This is a genomic window from Streptococcus sp. FSL E2-3494, assembly GCF_038007085.1.
GTDB classification, from domain to species: domain Bacteria; phylum Bacillota; class Bacilli; order Lactobacillales; family Streptococcaceae; genus Streptococcus; species Streptococcus thermophilus.
The window spans coordinates 1,290,544-1,314,731 of the sequence record NZ_JBBOWN010000001.1 but is presented as its reverse complement, the minus strand read 5'-3'; the positions used below and the strand labels follow the sequence as shown (position 1 = coordinate 1,314,731).

The following is a 24,188-nucleotide window of genomic DNA, read 5'->3' as shown; positions in this document are numbered from 1 at the left end:
AATTCTTACTCTTTGGCTCCGCTGCAAAAAGCGGCTGGTTTATCTCTTTCGGAGAAAATACGAACAAGTGTTTTTTCTCACATTTCAGAGGCAAAACTTATCGAAGAATTGTCGAACAAGGGTGAGGTCGAATATGTAGCAAAGCTGTCTGATTATGTTAAGGAAAAGCTGAAATCGGGTGAGTGGACCTTAGGTATTCGTAAGAAGACAGGAGAAACTTATGCAGTCATTAAAGATGTTTCAACCGGGAAGAGCCAGAGCTTTGTAACTCTAGATAAAAAGGTTGTTCAGAATTTAGGTAATTTGCCTGAATTAACTGCTATTCAAGGGCAGTTGGCTGATATTGTCGAGAAAATAGAGAGTCTGAATCGCTTGGTTGAAAGAGTCGAACAGGGACAATACAATGACAGATATGCTGGTTTTTTTAGTGCTCGACAGCAGGTTGTGGAAGCCTTGTCAGCAGATGACGAGACAGTAAAAAAGGAATTATTGATTTCAGCCGTCAAAACAAATAACGACACTATCGCGAAGTTGATGCTAGCCATTCATCATGATGCACTAGCCTTCATTGATACCAAAATCAAACCCAAAGAGGCACAACGAATCGAAAATCACCTTCAAAATTCAGTTGGTTATTTAAATTCAACTGTCCAATTAAACCTTGTCGCTCACACTGCATTAGGCGAGCAACAAGCATTGATTGCAACACTAATGAACTATAAGTCGTTCATAGGACAAACATTACTTGAAGAAGTTGGTGATACTGAAAGAACGCTTGCCTGGCAGATTGACAATGCGCACAAAGGTATGGACGGAAAGTTTGATGAAATTTCCCTAGATGTCACTGACAGAATCACCTATTTAGTTGATGAAGTGATAAATAAAAGGATTGGAGAGCAGGATTATGAGAGAATTGAAACCCAAAAAATGCATGATGCCAAGCTGTGATAAAGAAACTTTTGATAAGAAAGCCTTTTTTTGTCGTGAGCACACTCGAGTATTCGAGTCATTTGTGAGTACTGTGAAAAAAGTTGCAGTACCTGCCGCAGCAAGTGCGGCGCTGTTTGTGGCAAAAGTTATTAGTGGTAAGAAAAAATAGTATTAAAAAAGTTAGAATGATTAATAAAGAGCTGGGAGAAATTAAATGATTCATTACTCTGTCCTCTCTGTCTTTTTTCTCAATTTTACACTAAAATAGATTTTTTGGAAAACTTTGCAACAGAACTTAATGGTTAGCCTATGGATCAATGACTTTTGGTGCAATGGTGTCATTCTGGACTCAGGTCGGAACAACACCTGCTTATTTCCGTCAAACAACTGATAAAGTAGATACAGGTAATTTCTACTGGAGTAATCGCTTGATTGCTGCTATCTGTGATCCTCATTTCCAATATCATGAAGCTGATTTGGATACTTATGTAGAAACAACGATGGCTCTTGGCCATGCCATGATTAATCATGTTGATACCGCTTTAGCTAATGATAAAAGTATTGATTTTGAAGCTGAAAATCAAAAAATTAGTGATAAGATTCAGTCAGAAACAGATAAACTATTGGCAAAAGTCTTAGATGATGCTAGTAATCTGATGACCGATCGTTTTTCTATGAGTGATTAAAGTCATCAAAAAAGCCTTTCCATAAAATTGGAAAGGCTTTTTTCGTAGTTTAACATTACTTGTTTTCTTCATCCAGTTTCGAGAGGATCTGATAAAGTATAATGAGGAAGAAAAGATTGAGTGAAATAAGAAGACCTGATGCCCATGGCAAATCGCTTTCTAAATTTCGAAGAGGTAAATTTCAAGCAAGTGTGCCGCAAAAGCACCACAAGCATAAAGCATACCAATAAGACTGTATTTAGAACTAATGAGTTTTTGACGTGAACACCATATCAGGACTAGCCCCATAGCGAGGAAGGATGTGTAAAGCCAGTGAGACGATACAGCACCAATAGTTCGACCAAGAATTCCTGAGAGTGTATAAGAAAAAACATCAGGCAAATCTGAAAGAATATAGGAGAAGTCTTCACTAATCTGGAAGCCCAGACCTGCTGTAATAGCAACGAGTAAGAGCCCTCTGTAACTTTTTGTTGGAACCACATAGACAGCAAAGATAAATGCTGCTAGTTTGAGAGGTTCCTCAACCAGTGGTGCCATTATAGCATCCTCAAATCGGTAGAAGAAATTCTTTGAAGAAAGACGGGCAGTCACCCATTCATGGGAAAAAGTATTAGCATAACCTGCCAACCAACCTGTAATAAAGAATCCGCCAATTAGAGCAAATACGAGAACAAGTGGTTTCACCTGATATTTCCTGCCTAAGAATTGAATCAGAAATATTGCTGGAATGATGTAGCAGAGAGCAATGAGAGTTGATAGCCCAATAATTCCATAAGCCGAGCCAGAAGTATATGATTGTGTATCATAGGTCAAGGCCGATGGCTGACAAAAATAGAAAAATGTATAGGGTTAGTTTTCGAAACATGTGTAACCTACTTTCAAAATGATACTTCCAGTATATCGAATCATTTTTTCTCTTCGAAATATTTCAATTTTTTTATTTAGGGACTTGCAAAATAAAATTAGTGTGATATACTTAACCAGCAAACTATTAACTGGTTAAGTATTTTGAAAGGAATATCATGAAAAAGAAACGCATTTTTGGCCTAGTAGGATTAGCATCTGTTGTTCTAGTAGCTGGTGCAGGTATTTATTATACGACTAGTCAACACGATTCAAAGGGAAATGGTGATTTGAAGGTTGTAACGAGCTTCTACCCTGTTTATGAATTCACCAAACAGGTTGTTGGAGATGAGGGGGAGGTGTCTTATCTTATCCCTGCAGGTAGTGAGGTCCATGATTTTCAGCCTTCTACTAAGAATGTTGCTGATATTGAGAAGGCTGACACTTTTGTCTACCTGAATGAGAATATGGAAACATGGGTTCCAAAGGTTGAAAAAAACATTAACACCAAACATACCAAAGTCATTAAGGCAAGTAAAGGAATGATTCTTTTGCCTGGTACAGAGGAAGAAGATCACGATCACGGTGGTGAAGAACATTATCATGAGTACGATCCCCATGTTTGGCTCTCACCAAAACGTTCTCAAAAATTAGTGGAAACTATTAGAGATGGTTTGATTGCTCAACATCCAGATAAAAAAGCGGTATTTACGACCAACGCAGAAAAATATCTAAAAAAATTACAAGCTTTGGATAAGGAATATACACAAGCGTTTAGTCAGGCAAAACAGAAGAGTTTTGTTACACAGCACTCAGCCTTTGCCTACCTTGCCTTAGATTATGGTTTAACCCAAGTACCAATTTCAGGTGTTTCAGCTGAATCTGATCCATCTGCAAAACGTATCGCTAGCCTTTCTAAGTATGTTTCAGAATATGACATTAAGTATATCTACTTTGAAGAGAATGCTTCTAGTAGTATTGCTAAAACCTTAGCCAATGAAGTAGGAGTTAAGACAGCAGTTTTAAACCCTATTGAATCCCTAACTAAGGATCAATTGAAAAAAGGTGAAGATTATGTCAGTGTTATGACTGAAAATCTAAAAAGTCTTCGTTTGACAACAGATGTTGAAGGTAAAGATATTCAACCTGAAGATGGAAGCAATGATAAGAAAACTGTTCAAAATGGTTACTTTGATGACAAAGATGTTAAAGACAGAGAACTGTCAGATTGGTCAGGTGAGTGGCAATCGGTTTATCCCTTCCTTCAAGATGGTACATTAGATCAAGTATTTGAATACAAATCTCTGCTGAATAAGGATAAAACAGCACAAGAGTACAAAGAATACTATATTAAGGGTTATCAAACAGATGTTTCTAAAATTGCCATTGATGGGAAAAAGATGACCATGACTTTCACTAAGACTGATGGAAGCAGTGTGACACACACTTATCGTTATGATGGTTATAAGATTTTGACCTATTCTTCTGGTAAAAAGGGTGTTCGTTATCTCTTTACGGCAACTGACAGTCAAGCGGCAGATAATCCTTACCAGTATGTCCAATTCTCTGATCATCAAATAGATCCAACAAGCTCAGCACATTTTCACATTTTCTTTGGTAATAGTAGCCAAGAAGAAATTCTAAAAGAAATGGACAACTGGCCAACTTACTACCCTGGAAAACTTAGCGGCTTAGAAATTGCACAAGAAATGGTCAGTCACTAAGAGTATTAAATCACTCATTTGAGTGTTTTTTTATTTTTTTGAAAATTATTCATTTTTTATAGTATTAGAAAAACAACTAGTGTAATTATTTTAAAATAAAACTTTCAATATAAAAATATTTCTAAAAAAATCACGTAAAATATTAAATAATTACTACTTTTTTCATTCTTTAGTGGTACAATAATATTACGATTTTCATAAGACCAGGAGAGACCTATGAACCAGTATTTAGTAGCGATACACTATATTCAACTGCTTCAAGCAGAACTCAATATTCTTAATCATGATGCACGCTTGCTTTTCGATCTCAAGATTGATCCCAATCTTGCTAAACGTGAGCTTGCTGACTTAAAAGTATCACTATCTAAATTATCTGACAAAAACCTTTATATCGAAGGTACAATCTGGTATCAGCCAAGTTTATTTGCTATTATCGATCAAAATTTAGGGGTTATTGATGACTGGCTTAAAGAATTAGATGACTTCTTTGAATTTAGTTACGGTACAACAGTCTATTCTGTTTTGAAAGAAAACGAAAATCGAAGTTATGACTTATTGCTTGGTCTTTATAACCGTCTTGAATACGTTATCTCAGATATAAAAAATTGCCGTTAGATTGCTAATGGCTTTTGATATGTCAAGAAATTTAGTTTATGTTTTAAATATCAGATAATTTGACAAAATTCCCCAATATGTGTAAAATAAAATTTAAAGATACTCTAATAAAAATAATGTTAAGTTAAAGGAAGATAATAACTAAGTGAGTAAACAGGGGTTGAAATCGGGGGCTTTTTTTAAGTATTATTTTGGGAGCCTTGCTTCACTCAGCCTTCTAGTTTTTATTTTTTATGGTTTTTATTCTTTAAATGGTTTCATTTCCTTATCTCCAGAGAGCACTTCAGTTCTTGAAGTAAACCATTATTCTGGTCAAGTATCTCCTTCCTCAGTAAAGAAGGATGGTGTTTTATAAGGTTCAAGACATAAGTGGTGAAACTAATAACTATGATGTTGGCTTGAGAGTGACAAATGAGGGAGATAAGGTTATTCAAACCTATATCTTTGAATATAAAAAATAACTACACAATAAAAAAACTCACAAACTAAGCAAGTTTGTGAGTTTTCTATTTATTTTACCAAAATCCTAATAGTTTTTGCATGAGGAGTGAAACGATACTAATTAATAGCCAACAAAGCCCTCACACTAATAGAGCAGAACCTCCCTTAGTAATTAGTTTTTTGAGATTTATTTGGTAACCGATAGCTGTCATGGCCATGATAATCATGAATTTTGAAAGGTCTTTTAAAGGAGCAAAGATAGTTGCTGGGACCCCCATAGACATTGCAACGGTTGTAATGAGTGAAGCCAACAGGAACCAAAGGATAAAGTTTGGAATTGCTTTGGTCAGAGAAAACCTTTCCTTTGTATTATCTTTTTTTGACTGCCAAATAGAGAGTCCTAGAGTAATAGGAATAATAGCAAGTGTCCTTGTTAGTTTAACAATCGTTGCCTGCTCTAGGATGGATGTTCCATGTAAGCTATCCCATGAACTAGCGGTAGCAGTTACAGAGGATGTATCATTAACAGCTGTTCCAGCAAATATAGCGAAGCCCTGATTACTGAGGCCTAACCAAGAGCCTAAGTGAGGAAAAAGTAGAGCTGCCAAAATGTTGAAAAAGAAAATAACAGAGATTGCAGTTGCAATGGACTCATCTTTGGCCTTGATAACAGGCGCAGTGGCTGCAATAGCAGAACCACCGCAGATAGATGATCCTACTCCTACTAAAGTTACGATTTCACTATCTAATTTAAATAGCTTGTGGATGACATAAGCAGTAATCAGTGCCGTAGCAATAGTAGTTAAAATAATGGGTAGAGATGTTAAACCAACGTTGAAGACTTGAGAAAGATTTAATCCAAATCCCAGAAGAATAACTGCGTATTGCAATACTTTTTTCGATGTGAATTGCATCCCTATTATAAATCTTTTTTGATTTATAAGTAGACTAGCTAATAAGAGTCCGATAAAAAGTCCAATGACGGGCCCACCAATAATAGGAAATAAGTTTCCAAGATACCAAGCTATGAGTGATATAAGTATTGAAATACTTATTCCTGGTAAGAATTCTTTTATTTTCATTAAGTCATCTCCTAAAAAGTTAGCTATATTATAGCCTATTATAAATACGATGTAAAGGCGACTTATGCCTTAATTCTCAACAAAAACTAGGTAAGAAGATTGCGGGATGTTAGTTTTTTTGATAGAATAGTATTAAAACATTATGATTAATTTTTTATGAAGGAAGGGTTGTATGTGTCGTCTTTTAAAGAAGTATTTTGTTTTTATAGTGGGGGCTTTTTTTTGTTCACTTTTTTTGGTGTTGGCATTTACAACAGATAGAAAAAATGATAACAGTGTTACTGCTAAAGCTGAAGCTTCCTACAATCAAACTACGACGGCTTTTATTGATAGTATCGGAGAGACTGCGAGACAGATTGGTCAAGATTACAATATCTATGCCTCTGTTTTAATTGCTCAAGCTATTTTGGAATCAAATTCAGGTCAGTCAGGCTTGAGTCAAGCTCCTTATTACAACTTCTTTGGTATTAAGGGTTCTTATAATGGGAACTCTGTTACAATGCGTACTTGGGAAGATGACGGTACAGGAAATACTTACGAGATTGACGAGCCCTTCCGTTCATATGGAAGTCTGAGTGATTCCCTAGCAGATTATGCTGCTTTAATGACGTCATCCACTTATTCAGGTACTTGGAAATCAAATACAAGCAGCTATGCGGATGCTACTCAGACACTCACAGGAACCTATGCTACAGATAGTCTTTATGCTTCTAAGTTAAATAGTATTATTGCATACTATGGGCTTACTATCTACGACCAAGCCCCAGTTACCCAGGCAACAGGTTCGAGTAGCGATCTAGTTTGGAATAGTTATAGAGGATCATACACAGATGCTGAGACCTTATCTATAGATGTGGCTTGGGCAAGTTATAAAAATTATAAATAAAAAGAGCCGAAATGAACTGCACCCCAAAAGTTAGACAGAAAAAATCTAACTTTTGGGGTATTTTTATTATGAAATTGACTTACGAAGATAAAGTTCAAATATATGAACTGAGAAAGCAGGGAAAGAATCGTTATTATTCTCCTAAATTAAAACAAGAAATAATTGATAAAGTTCTACTTGAAGGGTTGTTCTCAACAAAGTGTTTGCCTGGACTATGGCCTCTCAAATCAAGGATTGCTTAACAATTGGATAGCACAATACAAAAATGGGTATACTATTGTTGAGAAAACAAGAGGGAGACCACCTAAACTGGGTCGTAAACGCAAGTATTCTTCATACCAAGGAGAAGTTGGCAAGAAAGTAGATAACCTTATTCAACGGCAGTTTGAAGCATCCAAACTAATGGAAAAGTGCTACACAGATGTGACAGAGTTTGCAATTCCAGCAAGCAGCCAAAAGCTCTATTTATCACCAGTATTAGATGGCTTCAATAGTGAAATAGTCGCTTATAATCTTTCTAGGTCGCCGAATTTAGTACAAGTGAAAGCTATGATAGAACAAGCTTTTACAGAAGACCATTATGAAAACACAATTCTCCATAGCGACCAAGGATGGCAATACCAACACGATTTCTATCATCATTTTTTGGAGGATAAAGGGACCCAACCGTCCATGTCACGTAAGGGAAATAGTCCAGACAATGGTATGATGGAATCTTTCTCATTCTTGAGTCTGAGATGTTTTATGGTTACGAGAAGACGTTTCACTCACTTGAACATTGAAACAAGCTATTGTAGACTATATTAATTATTATAACAAACGCATTAAGGTAAAACTAAAAGGACTCAGTCCTGTGCAATACAGAACTAAATCCTTTGGATAAATTATTTGTCTAACTTTTTGGGGTCAGTACAAGGGGCTTTTTTGAACGATAAAAAATTCCAACCTTATGTGGTGGGGACTAAGTAGCTCTTATATTAGTTATCAAAAGTGACCTCCTTAACAAGGTTGTCTAAGAATTTTTCTCCCATTTTAGAGAGAGTAGCCTTTTGGTGTTTCAAGTATACAATATCAATTTCATCATCAACATCTAGTGGAATAGAGACGATATTGTCACCATTTAAATTACTATTTAAGATACCAGTGGCAATTGTGTATCCATCCAAACCAATTAATAGGTTAAAAAGTGTTGCACGGTCTGAAACCACAATCGACTTTTTATGGGGGATTTGTGAGAGAATCTCTTCAGAATAATAGAAGGAATTATGAATCCCCTGATCGTAACTAAGGTAAGGGAAGTCCTCTAAATCTTCCAATGAGACCACTTTATGCTTGGCCAGAGGATTTGACTTGCTGACAAAGATATGAGGTCTAGCTTTAAAGAGACTAGTATAGGTAAGTCTGTTATCGTCAAACATTTTAGTCAAGACATCTCGGTTATAGCCATTAAGGAAGAGAACACCGATTTCTGAACGGAAGTTCTTAACGTCTTCGATAATCTCGTAGGTACGAGTTTCACGTAAGAAGAGCTCGTAACGCGTCATATCAGCTCTCTTGAGAAGTGAGACGAAGGCATTGACGACAAAAGCGTAGTGTTGAGAAGAAACACTAAATAATTCACGTGTCTCTGTGTGACTTTTGTAGCGTTCTTCTAAGAGATTAGTTTGTTCTACTACTTGACGGGCATAAGATAGAAATTCAACACCATCCTTGGTTAAGGTGATCCCTTTAGGGTTACGAATAAAGATGTCAATTCCCATCTCTCTTTCTAAATCGCGGACAGCGTTTGAAAGACTTGGTTGTGTAATGAAAAGTTGTTTTGCGGCTTCATTCATTGAGCCGGTTTCGACGATTTTGATAATATAATGTAATTGTTGAATTCGCATAGCCTTATTATAGCATACTTTAAGTATTATTCCTTAGGATAAGAAGCAATTAAAAGGTCTTTTGGAAACTATACCAATTTTATGCTTGACAATGTTGAATATATGGAATATACTGTCTTCGTTAAGCTTTTAAAAGAGCTTATTGACTATACCAATTTTAAATGAAGGAGACATGACCTCTTTGACTTGAGGTTATTATTAAAAATATGTGTGGAATTGTTGGTGTTGTAGGTAACACAAATGCAACTGATATCTTGATTCAAGGACTTGAAAAGCTAGAATACCGTGGTTACGATTCAGCCGGTATCTTTGTAGCTGGTGAAACATCTAGTCAATCGGTTAAAGCTGTTGGCCGTATTGCGGAACTTACTGCTAAAATTGAAGGTGTAGAAGGTACTGCAGGTATCGGACATACTCGTTGGGCGACTCATGGGAAACCAACGGAAGACAATGCTCACCCACATCGCTCAGAAACAGAACGTTTCGTTTTGGTTCACAACGGTGTTATTGAAAACTATCTTGAAATTAAGGAAGAATACCTTTCTGGTCATCATTTCAAAGGTCAAACCGATACTGAAATTGTTGTTCACTTGATTGGTAAATTTGTTGAAGAAGACGGTTTGTCAACTATTGAATCTTTCAAGAAGGCTCTCCGCATTATCCGTGGATCGTATGCATTTGCCCTCATGGATTCTGAAGATGCATCAACAATTTATGTCTCTAAAAACAAATCACCACTTTTAATTGGTCTTGGTGGTGGTTATAACATGGTCTGCTCAGATGCTATGGCTATGATTCGCGAAACAAATCAATACATGGAAATTCACGATCAAGAGTTGGTTATCGTGAAAGCTGATAGTGTCGAAGTTCAAGATTATGATGGGAATGTTAAAGAACGTGATAGCTATACTGCTGAGCTTGACCTTTCTGATATTGGTAAAGGGACATACCCATACTATATGCTCAAAGAAATCGATGAGCAACCAACAGTGATGCGTAAGCTCATCCAAGCTTACACTGATGACAAGGGTCAAGTGACTGTAGATGCTAAAATTATTAAAGCTGTTCAAGAAGCTGACCGCATCTATATCCTCGCAGCAGGAACTTCTTATCATGCCGGTTTTGCCTCTAAGAAGATGCTTGAAGAGTTGACAGATACTCCAGTTGAGCTTGGTATTTCTTCTGAGTGGGGTTATGGTATGCCACTCCTTAGCAAAAAACCTCTCTTTGTCTTTATTAGTCAATCAGGTGAAACAGCAGATAGTCGTCAGGTTCTTGTTAAAGCTAACGAGTTGGGAATTCCAAGTTTGACGGTGACAAACGTTCCGGGATCTACTCTTTCTCGTGAAGCTGATCACACAATGCTTCTTCATGCTGGACCAGAAATTGCCGTAGCTTCTACTAAAGCTTACACAGCTCAGATTGCGACCCTTGCCTTCTTGGCTAAAGCAGTCGGTGAAGCTAATGGTAATGAAAAAGCTAAAGCATTCGACTTGGTACATGAATTGTCACTTGTAGCACAATCTATCGAATCAACGCTCTCTGAAAAAGAAGTGATTGATGAGAAGGTGGCAGCTCTTCTTTCAGAAACACGTAATGCTTTCTATATTGGTCGTGGTCAAGATTACTATGTTGCTATGGAAGCAAGTCTTAAATTAAAAGAAATCTCATATATCCAATGTGAAGGTTTCGCAGCAGGTGAGTTGAAGCATGGTACAATCGCTCTTATCGAAGATGGCACACCAGTTATTGCCCTCCTGTCAGATCCTGTTCTTGCTAGTCATACTCGTGGTAATATCCAAGAAGTGGTAGCGCGTGGTGCTAAAGTGTTGACCATTGCTGAGGAAAACGTTGCTAAGGAAGGTGATGACATCGTTCTTAATAATGTCCACCCTTACCTATCACCAATTTCAATGGTAGTACCGACACAATTAATTGCTTACTTTGCGACGCTTCATCGTGGACTCGACGTTGATAAACCACGTAACTTAGCTAAATCCGTTACAGTTGAATAAAAATACTAACATCTCTTACATTGTAAGGGGGGTATATGTTTTTCTTGTTTTCACTCTTGCTTAATTAAGTAATCTAAAGTAGAATAGTATCTGTATTACAATCTTAGGAGAGAATTATGTCATTGCCAAATTGTCCAAAATGCAACTCAGAGTATGTCTATGAAGATGGAATCTTGCTAGTATGTCCGGAATGTGCCTATGAGTGGGATCCAAACGAAGTTGCAGAAGAAGGACTTGCGGTTCTTGATAGCAATGGAACATGTCTTGCTGATGGCGATACTGTTACAGTTATCAAAGATTTGAAAGTTAAGGGTGCTCCGAAAGACATCAAGCAAGGAACACGTGTTAAAAATATTCGCTTGGTTGAAGGTGATCACAACATTGATTGTAAGATTGATGGTTTTGGTTCCATGAAACTTAAATCAGAATTTGTTAAGAAAATCTAAAAATAAGGATTAAGTAGGAAATTTTTTAAGACCTACAGTTTTCCAGATTATTTAAGTCCTTGAGGAGTGGGAATTAGAACTCAATTTTTAGAGAGGGTTCAGTCTCACTCCTTTTAGTATTTTTAAAATCTTATACTATTTTTTTGTTTTTTTTGGTATAATATTCATCAACACTAAATAATTATAGGAGTTTATATGTCATACGTTTTGGAAGTATTACCAGCCCTTTTGAACGGTGCGGTAGTCACACTTCAAGTATTTTTCATTGTTATCGTACTGTCGATTCCATTAGGGATTGTACTTGCTTTCTTAATGCAGATTAAATTCAAACCTTTAAATTGGTTATTAACCCTTTACGTTTGGATTATGCGTGGAACGCCCCTCCTTTTACAATTGATCTTCGTTTATTACGTTCTTCCAAGCGTTGGGATTGTCTTTGATCGTCTACCAGCTGCTATTCTTGCTTTTACGCTTAACTATGCAGCTTATTTCGCAGAGATTTTCCGTGGAGGAATTTTGGCTATTCCAAAAGGACAATACGAAGCAGCTAAAATGCTTAAACTTAGTCCTTTCCAGACCATACGCTATATCATCCTTCCTCAGGTGGTTAAGATTGTCTTGCCAAGTATCTTTAACGAGATTATTAACTTGGTTAAGGATTCATCATTGGTTTATGTTCTTGGGGTTGGAGACCTTCTTTTGGAAAGTCGTACCGCTGCTAACCGTGATGCGACCTTAGCACCGATGTTTGTGGCCGGAGCTATTTATCTTATCCTTGTGGGTCTGGTGACTGTGGCTTCGAAAAACATCGAAAAGAAATTCAACTATTATAAATAGGAGACCTTATGTTAGAATTAAAAAATATTTCCAAGCAATTTGGTCAACACAAAATTTTTGATAACTATAACCTAACTGTCGAAGAGGGGAAAATCTTAGCTATCGTTGGACCATCCGGTGGTGGTAAGACAACTCTTTTGCGTATGCTAGCAGGACTTGAAACTATTGATTCAGGGCAAATTATTTATGAAAATGAAGAGATTCCCTTGGATCAGATGGAAAGTCGTAACTTGCTAGGCTTTGTCTTTCAGGATTTTCAACTGTTTCCGCACTTGACTGTCTTAGATAACTTAACCCTTTCGCCAATTAAGACGATGGGAATGTCTAAGGAAGATGCCCAGAAAAAAGCTCAGACTCTACTTGACCGTTTAGGGCTTGGAGCACATGGAAATGCTTATCCGTATTCACTTTCTGGGGGACAAAAACAACGTGTTGCATTTGCTCGTGCCATGATGATTGATCCGAAAATCGTCGGCTATGATGAACCAACTTCAGCTCTTGATCCTGAGTTGCGTCAAGAAGTAGAGAAATTGATTTTGCAGAATCGTGAGATTGGGATTACGCAAATCGTTATTACTCACGATATGCAATTTGCACAGCACATCGCTGATGAGATTGTCACTATCAATCCAAAATAGCGAGGATTTTCTATGAAAAAAATAGTGAAAATAGTTTTGCTAGCCTGTCTTATTATTTTGCCTTTGTTTGCGCTATCAGCTTGTAGCTCGCGCTCACATTTTGCAACTCAGAAAGACCAGTGGCAAACTTATACCAAAGAAAAGAAAATCAAAATTGGTTTTGATGCAACCTTTGTTCCTATGGGATATGAGGAAAAGGATGGTAGCTATATTGGTTTTGATATTGACTTGGCTAATGCAGTTTTTAAATTATATGGCATCGATGTTGAATGGCAAGCTATTGACTGGGATATGAAAGAAACTGAGTTGAAGAATGGGACGATTGATCTTATTTGGAATGGTTACTCGGTTACAGATGAACGTAAGCAGTCTGCAGACTTTACGGAACCTTATATGGTAAATGAACAAGTACTGGTAACCAAAAAGTCCTCAGGAATTGATTCTGTTGCAGGAATGGCAGGTAAGACCTTAGGTGCTCAAGCTGGGTCGTCTGGTTATGATGCATTCAATGCTTCTCCAAAAATTTTGAAGGATGTCGTTGCTAATCAAAAAGTTGTCCAATATTCGACTTTTACACAAGCTTTGATTGACCTTAATAGTGGACGTATTGATGGCCTATTGATTGACCGTGTGTACGCTAATTACTACCTAGAAAAATCAGGAGTTCTGGATCAGTATAATGTTATGCCTGCTGGTTACGAGGGAGAAAGCTTTGCTGTAGGTGCTCGTAAGGTAGATAAGACACTAATAAAAAAAATTAATCAAGGATTTGAAACTCTTTATAAAAATGGAGAATTCCAAAAGATTTCTAACAAGTGGTTTGGTGAAGATGTCGCAACAGACCAAGTTAAAGGGAAAAGATAAGACTATAACAACATTCTAGAAAGAATGTTGTTATTTTTTGTGAAAAACACTTGATATATAACAAGTTATAATTTATACTAACGTTAGTTTATAAACTAACAAAAGGACAAGCATGGATATTTCGATTATTCAAGAGAGCCAAAAAGTGATATTGCTTTTGTAGATATGAAATCTTTCTATGCGAGTGTAGAGTGTGTTGAGCGTGGGTTACATCCACTTAAGACTTCTCTATGTGTGATGAGTAGAGCTGAAAACGCTAATGGTTCAATATTAGCGTCTTCCCCTATATTTAAGCATGTTTTTGGCAAGTCAAATGTTAGTCGATCTTATGATTTACCTTTTGATATTTATTCTCGTAAGTTTCATTATTATAATGCCAAAAAACAGGGACTTCCAACGGATAGAGATTTTATTGATTTTATAGAATCTTGGGCCAAGGTTACCTTTAGTGTTCCTCCTCGAATGGATCTTTATATCAAAAAGAATATCCAGATTCAACACATTTTCCATAATTATGCCAGTGTTGATGATATTCTTCCCTATTCTATTGATGAGAAATTCATTGATTTCACGTCGTCATTAAATTACTTTATCCCCGGATAGGACTGTTACTAGAAAAGATAAGTTAGATATGATTTCAGGTCGAGAACTTGCTAATAGCAACCCTGATTCTCTTAAAAAGGAGTTAGGTATTGTGGGCTTAGACCTCTTTTTTCATGCCAATGGTATTGATGAAAGTAATGTTCATAAACCTTATAAAACAAAGTCACATGGTTTAGGAAATTCGCAAATATTACCACGAGACTATGATCGGCAAGCTGATATTGAATTGATTCTGAAAGAGATAGCAGAACAGGTGGCTATTAGATTAAGACGAGTCCATAAGCAAGCTTGTCAAGTTTCCATTAGCATTGGATTTTCAAAGATAGAGGGCAAGCGTTCGCTACAAGCACAGATGAAGATTGAGCCTGCCAATAATACAAAAATACTAATAGGGCATGTCATTTCACTCTTTCGGAAGAAATATCAAGGAGGGGCTGTTAGAAGTGTCAGTGTTTCTTATGCAAATTTTGTAGATGAAAAGATTCAAATTCTTTCTTTATTTGATAATCCAGATGACATTGATAAAAAAGAAAGGCTTCAGTCAGCTATAGATAGTATTCGTCAGGAATTTGGCTTTACGATCATTCAAAAAGCAACAGCTTTACAGGAGGCATCTAGGAGTATTGCTCAAAGTAAGCTTATTGGTGGACAGTCAGCTGGAGGATTAGATGGCTTAAAATGATAGATCGTAGTTACCTTCCCTTTCAATCTGCTAGGGAACATCAGATAGGAGAATGATGAAGTGGATGTGATATTTCTTGTCGGAACACACAAGTTCACTACATGAAGATAAGACTAAAGAAAATCTAACTAATCGTTTGGATGATTTAGAGAAGTTTACTTTATTGAACCAGCTTTATTTGGGTCAATTATTGGGGAATTTCCAGATAAAGGATCAAGGTAGGCGCTGTAGGTTTAGTGGCTATGTGGTTGACTTGGATTTTGATCAAGTTACTATAAAATCTTCCAAGCGACATAAACGTATTCGAACAAAGGACATATTAGAAATTAGTTTGGAGGTCGAAAAACATAGATGAAGAAGAGAAAAATTTATGATGATAAACTTCAAATTGACTATTTTTCTGATAGCTATCTAAAGTTTGAAGAAGACTTTTATCGCTAGTCTGCTATGGATATTCCCTTAACCTTTTTGACGGATGATATTCTTAGAGAGATGGATATCAGTCAAAATAATTATTTTCTATTAAATAAAGAGAATGCTAGAGACGGACGCAATCATTATTTCCATTTTGAAGTCAGTCTTTTGGATTCCAAGACACTCGTGAGACAGTATAGGTATCTTGGAAATGATTAAATCATATCGCATCCAGCGGGAGAAATAGTATTTCTTTAATTGCTAGCCAGAGCTTTCAAGAAATTTTTCAGTGACTGAGAAACGTTTATGTAAGCGTTGATATTGTTTCTGAGAGTGTTAAAAGTTATCATATGGAGGTGATTAAGATGAGAGCAGTTGTTGTTAATCAAGCAATTACAGGTATTGAAGTTGTGGACCATGAAAAACCAGCGTTAGTTACTCATGGTCAAGCCTTGGTTAAAGTTGAATACTGTGGCGTTTGCCATACTGACCTTCATGTAGCCCATGGAGACTTTGGTCAAGTTCCAGGTCGTATCTTAGGCCATGAGGGAATTGGTATTGTTGAAGAAGTTGGTGAAGGGGTTAAAACACTAAAAAAAGGTGATCGCGTATCAATCGCTTGGTTCTTCGAAGGGTGGTGTGGCTACTGTGAATATTGTACAACTGGACGTGAAACACTCTGTCGGTCTGTAAAAAAATGCTGGTTATAGTGTTGATGGTGGTATGTGTGACTATGCTTTGGTTACTGCTGACTATGTTGTGAAAGTTCCAGAAGGACTTAATCAAGCTCAAGCTTCATCTATTACTTGTGCGGGAGTTACAACATATAAGGCTATTAAAGAAGCCAAAGTTGAACCTGGTCAATGGGTAGCTATTTATGGTGCTGGAGGACTAGGTGACTTGGCTATTCAATATGCTAAGAAGGTTTTCAATGCACGAGTAGTGGCTGTTGATATCAACCAAGATAAACTTGAGTTGGCTAAGGAATCTGGTGCTGATTTAGTGGTGAACGGTAAAGAAGTTGAAGATGTAGCAGGCTATATCCAAGAGAAAACTGGTGGTACACACAGTGCTGTTGTAACAGCTGTTTCTAAGGTTGCTTTCAACCAGGCTGTCGATAGAGTACGTGCCGGTGGTACGGTCGTTGCCGTTGGGCTCCCATCTGAATACATGGAGCTCTCAATTGTCAAAACAGTTCTAGATGGTATCCGTGTTGTTGGATCTCTTGTAGGTACGCGTAAAGACTTAGAAGAAGCTTTTGACTTCGGTGCACAAGGCTTGGTAGTACCAGTTGTTGAAACCGTTCCTGTCGATACAGCTGTAAAAGTATTTGATCAAATGGAAAAAGGTGAAATTCAAGGACGTAAGGTACTTGATTTCACTAAGTAAACATACATTTGTCAATGACTACCATGATGACTATATGAGGAGTTGGGTAGCCTAAAACTGGCTAAATTACTTTTTGAAAGCAGTATTTCTGAACAAAATTCCAGTGATTTATTTGTGTTGATAGAATTTTTATTGGTCTAAAACCTCATATAGATATAAAACAAAAAAGCGTTGAACGATTGCGTTCAGCGCTTTTGATGTTTTTGGTTTTATTTCCACTCAATAGTAATCTATACCACTAAAATCCTTTCATATTGGGATTTTAGAAAGATTTACTTATTTTGGTGGGCTAGATGGTGGGGGTTGTTACTATTTTAAATTTTTTTGATTTCCATTGAATTTTACTAAACTTTTTGAGGGGAATGAGATAGAAATATTGCCAGTTATTTTCACAAATAATTTTTTCTTGCATTTATTACTCCTTACTATTTTTTTATTTTTAAAGAATATGTTTGAAAAAAATAGGTTTGTGGTCCTCGGGAAAAAACTGAGATTGGGTATTATATTTTTGGTTATCTGCTTCCCATTTACGATATTTTTCGCCAATTCTTTGTGAAGCCAATTGATAAATCAACTCACAAGTTTTGAGATAGGGTCGTGAATTCACACTTTTCTTTGGCATTTCACTCATCCTCCTCGATTATTACATCAGTAGAAGGGTCTGCTACCATCAATAAATCTATCTGTTCATTAGGTTTCTGATAGGTCACGCCAGACATTGCCATCAATTCAGGGATTGTGTTTTGTCCGTCTTTTGCGGTAAAGAATTTCAGACCGCTAATCTTGACGTTATCGACACCATCTTCAAATTCCATCTCTGCTTGATGGTCGGTCATATAGAGCAACAAGTCCTGCTTCCATAGCTCGCTGACGAATCTATCGCCACTCATGCCTTTTGGTTCAATGAATATTTGGAAGCAAAAGTCACTATCTTCAAGGAACAAGATGAAGTCGGGTTGGAAGCCCTGCAAGTGCATATCTACAATTTCGCCAGCTCGATTGATCCGTGAGCCATATTGATGGAGCTTGAGCTTTTCGCTCTTAGCTGACTCACGGTGCATATTCTCGTCCATGCGGAACAAGTAAACTGCCTTGTTATATTTGGCTTTTAGCTCATTCACATGAGCTTGAATACGTGTGATGAGGTCAAATTCCAACTTGTTGACGATAGCACGGTCATAGACATAGAAGTCCTCAGCTATATCGTAAACTGCAACTTTTTGAGTGGCTTCATTCAAGAGGTTTGCCGTGTCATACTCAGGTACTCGCTTATTATAGTTGGTTAGATACTCACTAATTGGGTAGCCAACAAACCTGTTTGTGCCTCGTTTCTTGACATAGCCAGACTTGAATTTGACTTCGTACTCTTTCAAAAGGTCAATGGTGACTTTCAAAATCTCGTCTGCCGTAATATCTGTTGACTTGTATTCTTTTGGAACGGTCAAGAAAAGTTTCAACTTACTTGCGTTTAGCCAGTTTTCCCCATAGATGAACTCTTTCATGGATTCAAGCAATGGCAGATACTTTTTCAAGTTGTCAAATTGATAAAACTCAAGGCGGTGAATGGCTTTCTTAATATAGCGGTCATCAAACCTATCAACATGGATTTGTTTTGTCTCAGTCAATGCGACTGTTGCTTGATAAGACACCTCACGAGTACCATAATTCAAACTTCTTTGAATATCGGTCTTGTGTGTGATTCCGTATTTCTGAATGGAATCAAACCAATCATCTGCCACATCCTCAGCTTCGTTATAATAGATTTTTCCTGTCTTATAGGTTTCTGTTTTTTTGAAAGCAGGCTTGACCTTGATTTCAATCGGTGGATTTTTCTTGTCCTGACCCGTTGGCAAGTCCATTTGCTTCAATGAGCCTACAAGCTGTTTAAGATATTGTGGCTCATTCATGGTGTGGTAGTGCAACGTTTCTAGGAACAATTGCTTGTTTGAGGTGTCGTTATCAAATCTACGTTGATAGCTTTTCACACCGTCCAATTCAAATGGATAATACCTTGCACCACGCCCAATGAGTTGCGCTTCAACCATTGTGGCATTTTTGTTTGTCGCAGCTTCCTGCTCAATACGGACAATATCATAGAGGTTGAGAACATCCCATCCCTCGGTCAGTTTTGCGACCGCAAAAACCACACGATAGAGGTTGTTTGGGCTTTCGAGCGTGTTGAGTGCCTCATACTGCCCCTTTTCAAGCATATTTCCGCTTGTGTCATTAGCATTTAACACGTTTCTCGGGTCAAAGTCTTGCTTAATCTCACGGACGATTTTTGCAAGGTCATCTTCATTTTTGAGATAGTAATTGTAAGCCAGTTCCAAAGCTGAGCTGTCGTTGCTATCTAGGACTTGTTGGCGCTTGATAAATGCGAGCAAATCCGTAACGTTGAGATTTTGAATCAGCTCATTAAAGACCTTGTTGGCTTCCAGTGATACCGCAACTTTTGCGGACTTAAACATAATCACGGGCTTAAATGTTCCTGTGACACCCTCGGCATAAGCACAGTATTTTCTAAACTGCGAAAGCAAGACCGCGTTTAGCATTTTATCTTGGTCGCTTGCGGACGTTTCAATTCGCTTAACCTGCTTGGAATAGCCATCAAACATGAATTGATTCAACGGATAGCGGTAGACCACCTTATCCCGATACTTGTTATAGATGACGTCCTTATCAAAATCGACTGTTGCCGTAAATTCAAGGAGGAGATTCTTTTGTTCCTTATCATCACGGGCACGCAAGATTTTGTTAATGGCTGATTCCCAAGTATTTTCAGCTTCCTTTTCAGACTTGGTGCTTGCGGAATAATGGTGTGCTTCATCCGCTAAGACTGCAACAGGTTGGTTTTCATAGTCTGAAAGCCCCATGGTATTTTCTTTCAAGACAAACAGGTCATCCGATACTTTTTGAACCGAAGATAGCTTAATGTAAATGGTGTTGTCTTGTTGAATCCGTGGGAAACGTTCGACTTGCTTAATGAAAATATGCTTGCCGTCGATTTCAATTTTGTCTTTGAACAGGTATTTTTCACTGTTTTCGTTGACCAAGTTGTCCTTTGTTTTCATCAAGACTGAGTTGGTATTGACGGTAAACAAGAAGTTGCGATAGCCATGCTCTTGATAAAGGTAGAGGATAAGCCCTGCCATCAAGTCGGTTTTCCCTGAACCTGTCGCCATGTTAAAAAGCACATGTTGAGGGTTCGGTTTAATCTCTGTTTGGGTATAGTGATAATTTCGGATAGCTTTATCCTGATAGGTACGCAACGTATGAATCAAGTTCCCCTTAATATACTTTGGGATTTCATAACTTTGGTGCTGACTGAACAAATCATTTTCAGCTTGTTCAGCCTGATCCACAAGAGGAAATTGACGAGCGTTAGCAGGTATTTTCTTTGCTTTTGCCATGCTAGTCACCCCCTTCATAGAAATTCTTGTTGAAGGTGTAATCTTCATCAGAGATTAAGTCACGGACGTTTTTATCGTCAATTTCAGAGTAGTTATAGTAAAGCCCATTTTTATCAAGGAGCTTCACAAGTAGACGCTTGTTTTCGTCAAATCCTTCCATCCAATCAATCTTAGATAAATCAGCACGGAAGGAAATATCGGCAGGTTCGGTCGTATCTGTTCCAGCAAGCATACGTTCATAGACGGACTTCAATTCATCAAGGTTTTTGGCATGGATAACATCTTGCAAGTAGCCCATATTTTTAGGGAATAATTCGGCGTAGACAAATGAACCACCACCTTGCCAATTAACGTCTTTTGATATTCCGCCTTGTTCGCCTTCAATGACTTTTTGAAGGCGTGGGACTGAAACGGTACTGATATAGTCCATCTGTTCAATACCGATAAAGCGACGGTTCATTTTCATAGCAACAGCTTGAGTAGTAGCAGAACCCATGAAGAAATCTAGTACAAGGTCATTTTCATCTGAACCAAGTGTCAAAATTCTTTGAATCAGCTTTTCAGGTTTTGGTGTGCCAAAGGCTGCTTGACCATCAAAAAGCGATTTAATTTCTTTCTTGGCGTCTTGGTTATGTCCAACCTCCTGATAAGTCCACAGAGTTTGAGCAACAACGCCATCTTTAACTTCTGATAAAAATCGTTTATATGAAGGTGCAGAGTTACCATCTTTTCCAAAATAAACGCGATTGTCAGCTAAAAGTTCCTCAAAACGTTCTTTAGAGAATCGCCAAGAGTATCCATCTGGAGGTAATACTTTTCTACCTGATGGAGTTGTAATTTCATAAATATTCTTTTCTACAGCTGGCCCTACGGAAAAATTATCTGCTTTGTAAACTCCTCGTGGGTCATTGTCAGGATTTTTATATGAAGCAACCATCTCAGCTTTTCGAGGCAACCTATTCAGTTCTTTTGCCCCAGAATTATTTTTTGCGTAAACCAAGATATAATCATGACTTTTCGAAAATGTCTTTTTCAGATTGATAGGTGCATACGCACGTTGCCACACAACCTCATCAAGGAAGTTTTCCGCACCAAAAATACCATCAGCTAAAACTTTCAAATAATGACTTTCATACCCATCAATCGAAATCCAAATTGTTCCATCATCAGACAACAACTCCCAAGCAATCTCCAACCTGTTCTTCATGAAAACTAACCAACTGGAGTGATTAAATTTATCATTGTAGTTAAATGAGTCTTTACCTGTGTTGTAAGGTGGGTCGATATAAATTTGACGAACTTTTCCTGCAAATTCATTTTTCAGCGCATGCAGCGCCAACAGATTATTTCCTTTGATAATCAGATTGTCTTTCTCCTTATCAAAAGAAACAATCCCATTATCTACCTGTGCTATCAGATTATCGCCAAAGCGTTTGACGTTTACAAATACTTTCTTGTCAAATAGACGGTCAATCTCGTCTTTCTCAATGACCTCGTTTAAGAAGGCGTCATCATAGCCGTCCTCATTATCTTCTTTAGTCATTGAAGCAGTCAAAACGCCATCTTTGAACGGGAAGTCTAATACGACATCTTGGCTATCTTGTAAGAACTTCCCTTTTGAAGCTAACCCAACACGATTTTCATATTTGGTGTAGCTTGTGTCCCAGTAATCGTTATAGAGAACGGCTTCCTCTAGCTGTTCAATCTGAAAGAGCTTTTGCCCCGCCACTTCCTTGATGAAATGTTGCTTGATGAAATCTACTTCAAACAATTTGCTTAAAAGTGCTTCATCATAATTTCGTAAATCATCCGTGAGTTTGGAACGGTTCAATTCTTCTCCGACAAAATATTTGTCGCCAAAAGATACCAAAGCCGTTTTCAACTCGTCAAAAATTTTCGGTTCAATTTTTGCCATATGTGTCGTCTCCTTAATAGTTTATCTCTTAAATTATAGCATTGAACACCTTACACGTGTTAGCGAGAGCCAAAAAAAACCTCCCACCGACAACCATTCAGTGAGAGGATTTTTGGCGACAGTTTTGGAGACAATTCAAATCATTTTGTGTCTCCGAACGTCACTTGAGTTTTAGCTAAATGCAGTAAAATCAACGTTTCTGGTGTTATAAAGTGTCACTATTTTATTCCCACTCTACAGTTGCAGGTGGTTTACTTGTAATATCGTAGACGATACGGTTAACGTGATCAACTTCGTTAACGATTCGAACAGAAATCTTTTGGAGAACCTCCCATGGAAGTTTCGCAAAGTCAGCTGTCATACCGTCAATTGAAGTGATAGCACGGATAGCAATAGTATAGTCGTAAGTTCGTCCGTCACCCATAACACCGACAGAACGTACGCCTGTGTTAACAGTGAAGTATTGCCATACATCACGGTCAAGACCAGCCTTAGCGATTTCCTCGCGAAGAATAGCATCAGACTCACGAACGGTTTCAAGTTTCTCTTCAGTGATTTCACCTATAACACGGATGGCAAGTCCTGGTCCTGGGAATGGTTGGCGCCAAACGACCTCGTCAGGCATTCCCAGTTCAGTACCAAGAGCGCGCACTTCATCTTTAAAGAGAGTGTTAAGTGGTTCAATCAATTCAAACTGCATGTCTTCTGGAAGACCACCAACGTTGTGGTGAGATTTGATTGTTTGCGCTGTTTCAGTACCTGATTCAATGATATCAGTGTAGAGTGTTCCTTGAGCTAGGAAGTCAACACCTTTAAGTTTGCTTGCTTCGTCATCAAAAACGTGAACAAATTCGTTACCGATGATTTTACGTTTTTTCTCAGGGTCATCAACACCAGCCAAGAGATCAAGGAAGCGTTTAGAAGCATCAACACGGATAATGTTAAGGCCAAATTTACCTCCCAGCATCTCCATAACCTGGTCGCCTTCACCTTTACGGAGAAGACCGTGGTCAACAAAGATACATGTCAATTGATCACCAATAGCTTTTTGCAAGAGCACACCGACAACAGATGAATCAACTCCACCTGATAGTCCAAGAAGGACTTTGCGGTCGCCAACTGTTTCACGAATCTGTGCAATTTGCATATCTACGAAGTTAGCCATTGACCAGTCACCTTTGGCACCACATATACTAAAAGCGAAGTTTTTCAAAATGTCGTTACCATATACAGTGTGACGAACTTCTGGGTGGAATTGGATACCATAAAAGTTTTTCTTAGTATCTTCCATCGCAGCGAATGGGCAATCCACTGAGTCACCAACAAGATGGAAACCTTCTGGAATTTCTGTAACAGCATCACCGTGGCTCATCAGAACGACTTGTTCTTCAGGAGTTCCAGCAAAGAGCTCTGATTGGGCACGAAGGCGAAGTGTTGATTGGCCATACTCACGGTTACCTGCTTCACCAGCCGGAACAACTTTACCACCGAGTTTGTGGGTCAAAAGTTGCATTCCGTAACAGATACCAAGAATTGGGATACCAAGCTCGAAAATTTCTTCGTCAATACCAAATGCATCTTCGGCATAAACAGAGTTGGGACCACCAGAAAGTATGATCCCGATGGGATTGATGGCACGTACTTCATCAGCAGTAATTTTATGGCTCTTCAATTCAGAGAAAACGCCAAATTCACGAATACGACGTGCAATCAGCTGATTGTATTGGCTACCATAGTCTAGAACAATGATTTTCTGCACATCATTCAAAGTAGAAATGTTAGTCATTATTACCCTTTCTTTTTGCATCACATGTAGATTCTTTCTTATGCAATCATTGTATCACAAATTCATGGACTTAGCACCTAGATTTATACGAGAAAC

General features: G+C 37.8%; 15 protein-coding genes and 9 pseudogenes. 17 read left to right on the top strand and 7 right to left on the bottom strand.

Annotation, left to right across the window (positions count from 1 at the left end):
* The first annotated feature begins 12 nt into the window (after positions 1-12).
* From NST05_RS06795 to NST05_RS06785, 3 genes and pseudogenes are all read left to right on the top strand, one after another.
* A complete protein-coding gene (locus NST05_RS06795) occupies positions 13-948 on the top strand; it encodes a hypothetical protein (protein WP_252989158.1) in 936 nt (311 codons plus the stop codon).
* Positions 905-1,099 (top strand): hypothetical protein, encoded by a 195-nt coding sequence (locus NST05_RS06790; protein WP_084828762.1) that lies wholly within the window; start codon positions 905-907, stop codon positions 1,097-1,099. The genes NST05_RS06795 and NST05_RS06790 overlap by 44 nt, the downstream gene beginning before the upstream one ends.
* Before the next feature lie 130 nt (positions 1,100-1,229).
* Positions 1,230-1,616: pseudogene (locus NST05_RS06785) on the top strand (C69 family dipeptidase); the annotation flags it as partial.
* 55 nt (positions 1,617-1,671) lie between these two features.
* Here the strand turns inward: NST05_RS06785 and NST05_RS06780 are convergent.
* Positions 1,672-2,481, bottom strand: a pseudogene (locus tag NST05_RS06780) (PrsW family glutamic-type intramembrane protease).
* 157 nt (positions 2,482-2,638) lie between these two features.
* Between NST05_RS06780 and NST05_RS06775 the strand changes: the two are divergent.
* The 3 genes and pseudogenes from NST05_RS06775 to NST05_RS06765 all read left to right on the top strand — a co-directional run bounded on the left by NST05_RS06775 (position 2,639) and on the right by NST05_RS06765 (position 5,259).
* Entirely contained in the window at positions 2,639-4,183 is a 1,545-nt protein-coding gene (locus NST05_RS06775) for a zinc ABC transporter substrate-binding protein AdcA (RefSeq protein WP_084828764.1), read from the top strand.
* A gap of 216 nt (positions 4,184-4,399) precedes the next feature.
* Positions 4,400-4,798, top strand: coding sequence for a hypothetical protein (locus tag NST05_RS06770; RefSeq protein WP_011225860.1), 399 nt, complete (start codon positions 4,400-4,402; stop codon positions 4,796-4,798).
* Between the two features lie 145 nt (positions 4,799-4,943).
* Positions 4,944-5,259 (top strand): annotated as a pseudogene (locus NST05_RS06765) (hypothetical protein).
* 54 nt (positions 5,260-5,313) lie between these two features.
* Here NST05_RS06765 and NST05_RS06760 read toward each other — a convergent pair.
* Positions 5,314-6,321 (bottom strand): annotated as a pseudogene (locus tag NST05_RS06760) (YeiH family protein).
* Between the two features lie 172 nt (positions 6,322-6,493).
* Here NST05_RS06760 and NST05_RS06755 point away from each other — a divergent pair.
* Together NST05_RS06755 and NST05_RS06750 are read left to right on the top strand one after the other, a co-directional pair.
* Positions 6,494-7,207 carry a glycoside hydrolase family 73 protein gene (locus NST05_RS06755; RefSeq protein ID WP_084825940.1) on the top strand — a complete coding sequence of 238 codons (714 nt, stop codon included), beginning with the start codon at positions 6,494-6,496 and terminating at the stop codon, positions 7,205-7,207.
* A gap of 68 nt (positions 7,208-7,275) precedes the next feature.
* A pseudogene (locus NST05_RS06750) lies at positions 7,276-8,090 on the top strand (IS3 family transposase).
* Positions 8,091-8,184: 94 nt separating this feature from the next.
* Here NST05_RS06750 and NST05_RS06745 read toward each other — a convergent pair.
* On the bottom strand, positions 8,185-9,093 hold the full coding sequence (locus NST05_RS06745) for a LysR family transcriptional regulator (RefSeq protein WP_024704084.1): 909 nt from the start codon (positions 9,091-9,093) through the stop codon (positions 8,185-8,187).
* 206 nt (positions 9,094-9,299) lie between these two features.
* Here NST05_RS06745 and glmS point away from each other — a divergent pair, with 206 nt between their 5' ends.
* The 9 genes and pseudogenes from glmS to adhP all read left to right on the top strand — a co-directional run bounded on the left by glmS (position 9,300) and on the right by adhP (position 16,981).
* Positions 9,300-11,108: a glutamine--fructose-6-phosphate transaminase (isomerizing) gene (gene glmS / locus NST05_RS06740; protein WP_024009870.1), complete on the top strand. Its 1,809-nt coding sequence runs from the start codon at positions 9,300-9,302 to the stop codon at positions 11,106-11,108.
* A gap of 116 nt (positions 11,109-11,224) precedes the next feature.
* Positions 11,225-11,554 carry a zinc ribbon domain-containing protein YjdM gene (locus NST05_RS06735; RefSeq protein ID WP_084825942.1) on the top strand — a complete coding sequence of 110 codons (330 nt, stop codon included), beginning with the start codon at positions 11,225-11,227 and terminating at the stop codon, positions 11,552-11,554.
* Positions 11,555-11,749: 195 nt separating this feature from the next.
* Entirely contained in the window at positions 11,750-12,391 is a 642-nt protein-coding gene (locus tag NST05_RS06730; protein WP_014621493.1) for an amino acid ABC transporter permease, read from the top strand.
* A gap of 8 nt (positions 12,392-12,399) precedes the next feature.
* A complete protein-coding gene (locus tag NST05_RS06725; protein WP_014621494.1) occupies positions 12,400-13,029 on the top strand; it encodes an amino acid ABC transporter ATP-binding protein in 630 nt (209 codons plus the stop codon).
* Between the two features lie 12 nt (positions 13,030-13,041).
* The gene (locus NST05_RS06720) at positions 13,042-13,893 is read left to right on the top strand and encodes an amino acid ABC transporter substrate-binding protein (RefSeq protein ID WP_014621495.1); all 852 of its coding nucleotides are present in this window, start codon (positions 13,042-13,044) and stop codon (positions 13,891-13,893) included.
* A gap of 165 nt (positions 13,894-14,058) precedes the next feature.
* Positions 14,059-15,178, top strand: a pseudogene (locus tag NST05_RS06715) (DinB/UmuC family translesion DNA polymerase).
* Positions 15,175-15,552 (top strand): annotated as a pseudogene (locus tag NST05_RS06710) (hypothetical protein). The pseudogenes NST05_RS06715 and NST05_RS06710 overlap by 4 nt, the downstream one beginning before the upstream one ends.
* Positions 15,530-15,811, top strand: a pseudogene (locus NST05_RS06705) (DUF5960 family protein). The pseudogenes NST05_RS06710 and NST05_RS06705 overlap by 23 nt, the downstream one beginning before the upstream one ends.
* A gap of 146 nt (positions 15,812-15,957) precedes the next feature.
* A pseudogene (adhP, locus tag NST05_RS06700) lies at positions 15,958-16,981 on the top strand (alcohol dehydrogenase AdhP).
* Between the two features lie 439 nt (positions 16,982-17,420).
* Here adhP and NST05_RS06695 read toward each other — a convergent pair.
* From NST05_RS06695 to guaA, 4 genes are all read right to left on the bottom strand, one after another.
* Positions 17,421-17,603, bottom strand: coding sequence for a hypothetical protein (locus NST05_RS06695; RefSeq protein WP_171073565.1), 183 nt, complete (start codon positions 17,601-17,603; stop codon positions 17,421-17,423).
* Between the two features lies 1 nt (position 17,604).
* A complete protein-coding gene (locus NST05_RS06690) occupies positions 17,605-20,391 on the bottom strand; it encodes a DEAD/DEAH box helicase family protein (RefSeq protein WP_084828767.1) in 2,787 nt (928 codons plus the stop codon).
* Between the two features lies 1 nt (position 20,392).
* Positions 20,393-22,306, bottom strand: a complete 1,914-nt coding sequence (locus NST05_RS06685; protein ID WP_084828768.1) for a DNA methyltransferase — start codon at positions 22,304-22,306, stop codon at positions 20,393-20,395.
* Between the two features lie 223 nt (positions 22,307-22,529).
* Complete coding sequence (gene guaA, locus NST05_RS06680; protein WP_084828769.1) at positions 22,530-24,092, bottom strand: glutamine-hydrolyzing GMP synthase; 1,563 nt, start codon at positions 24,090-24,092, stop codon at positions 22,530-22,532.
* Between the last annotated feature and the right edge of the window lie 96 nt (positions 24,093-24,188).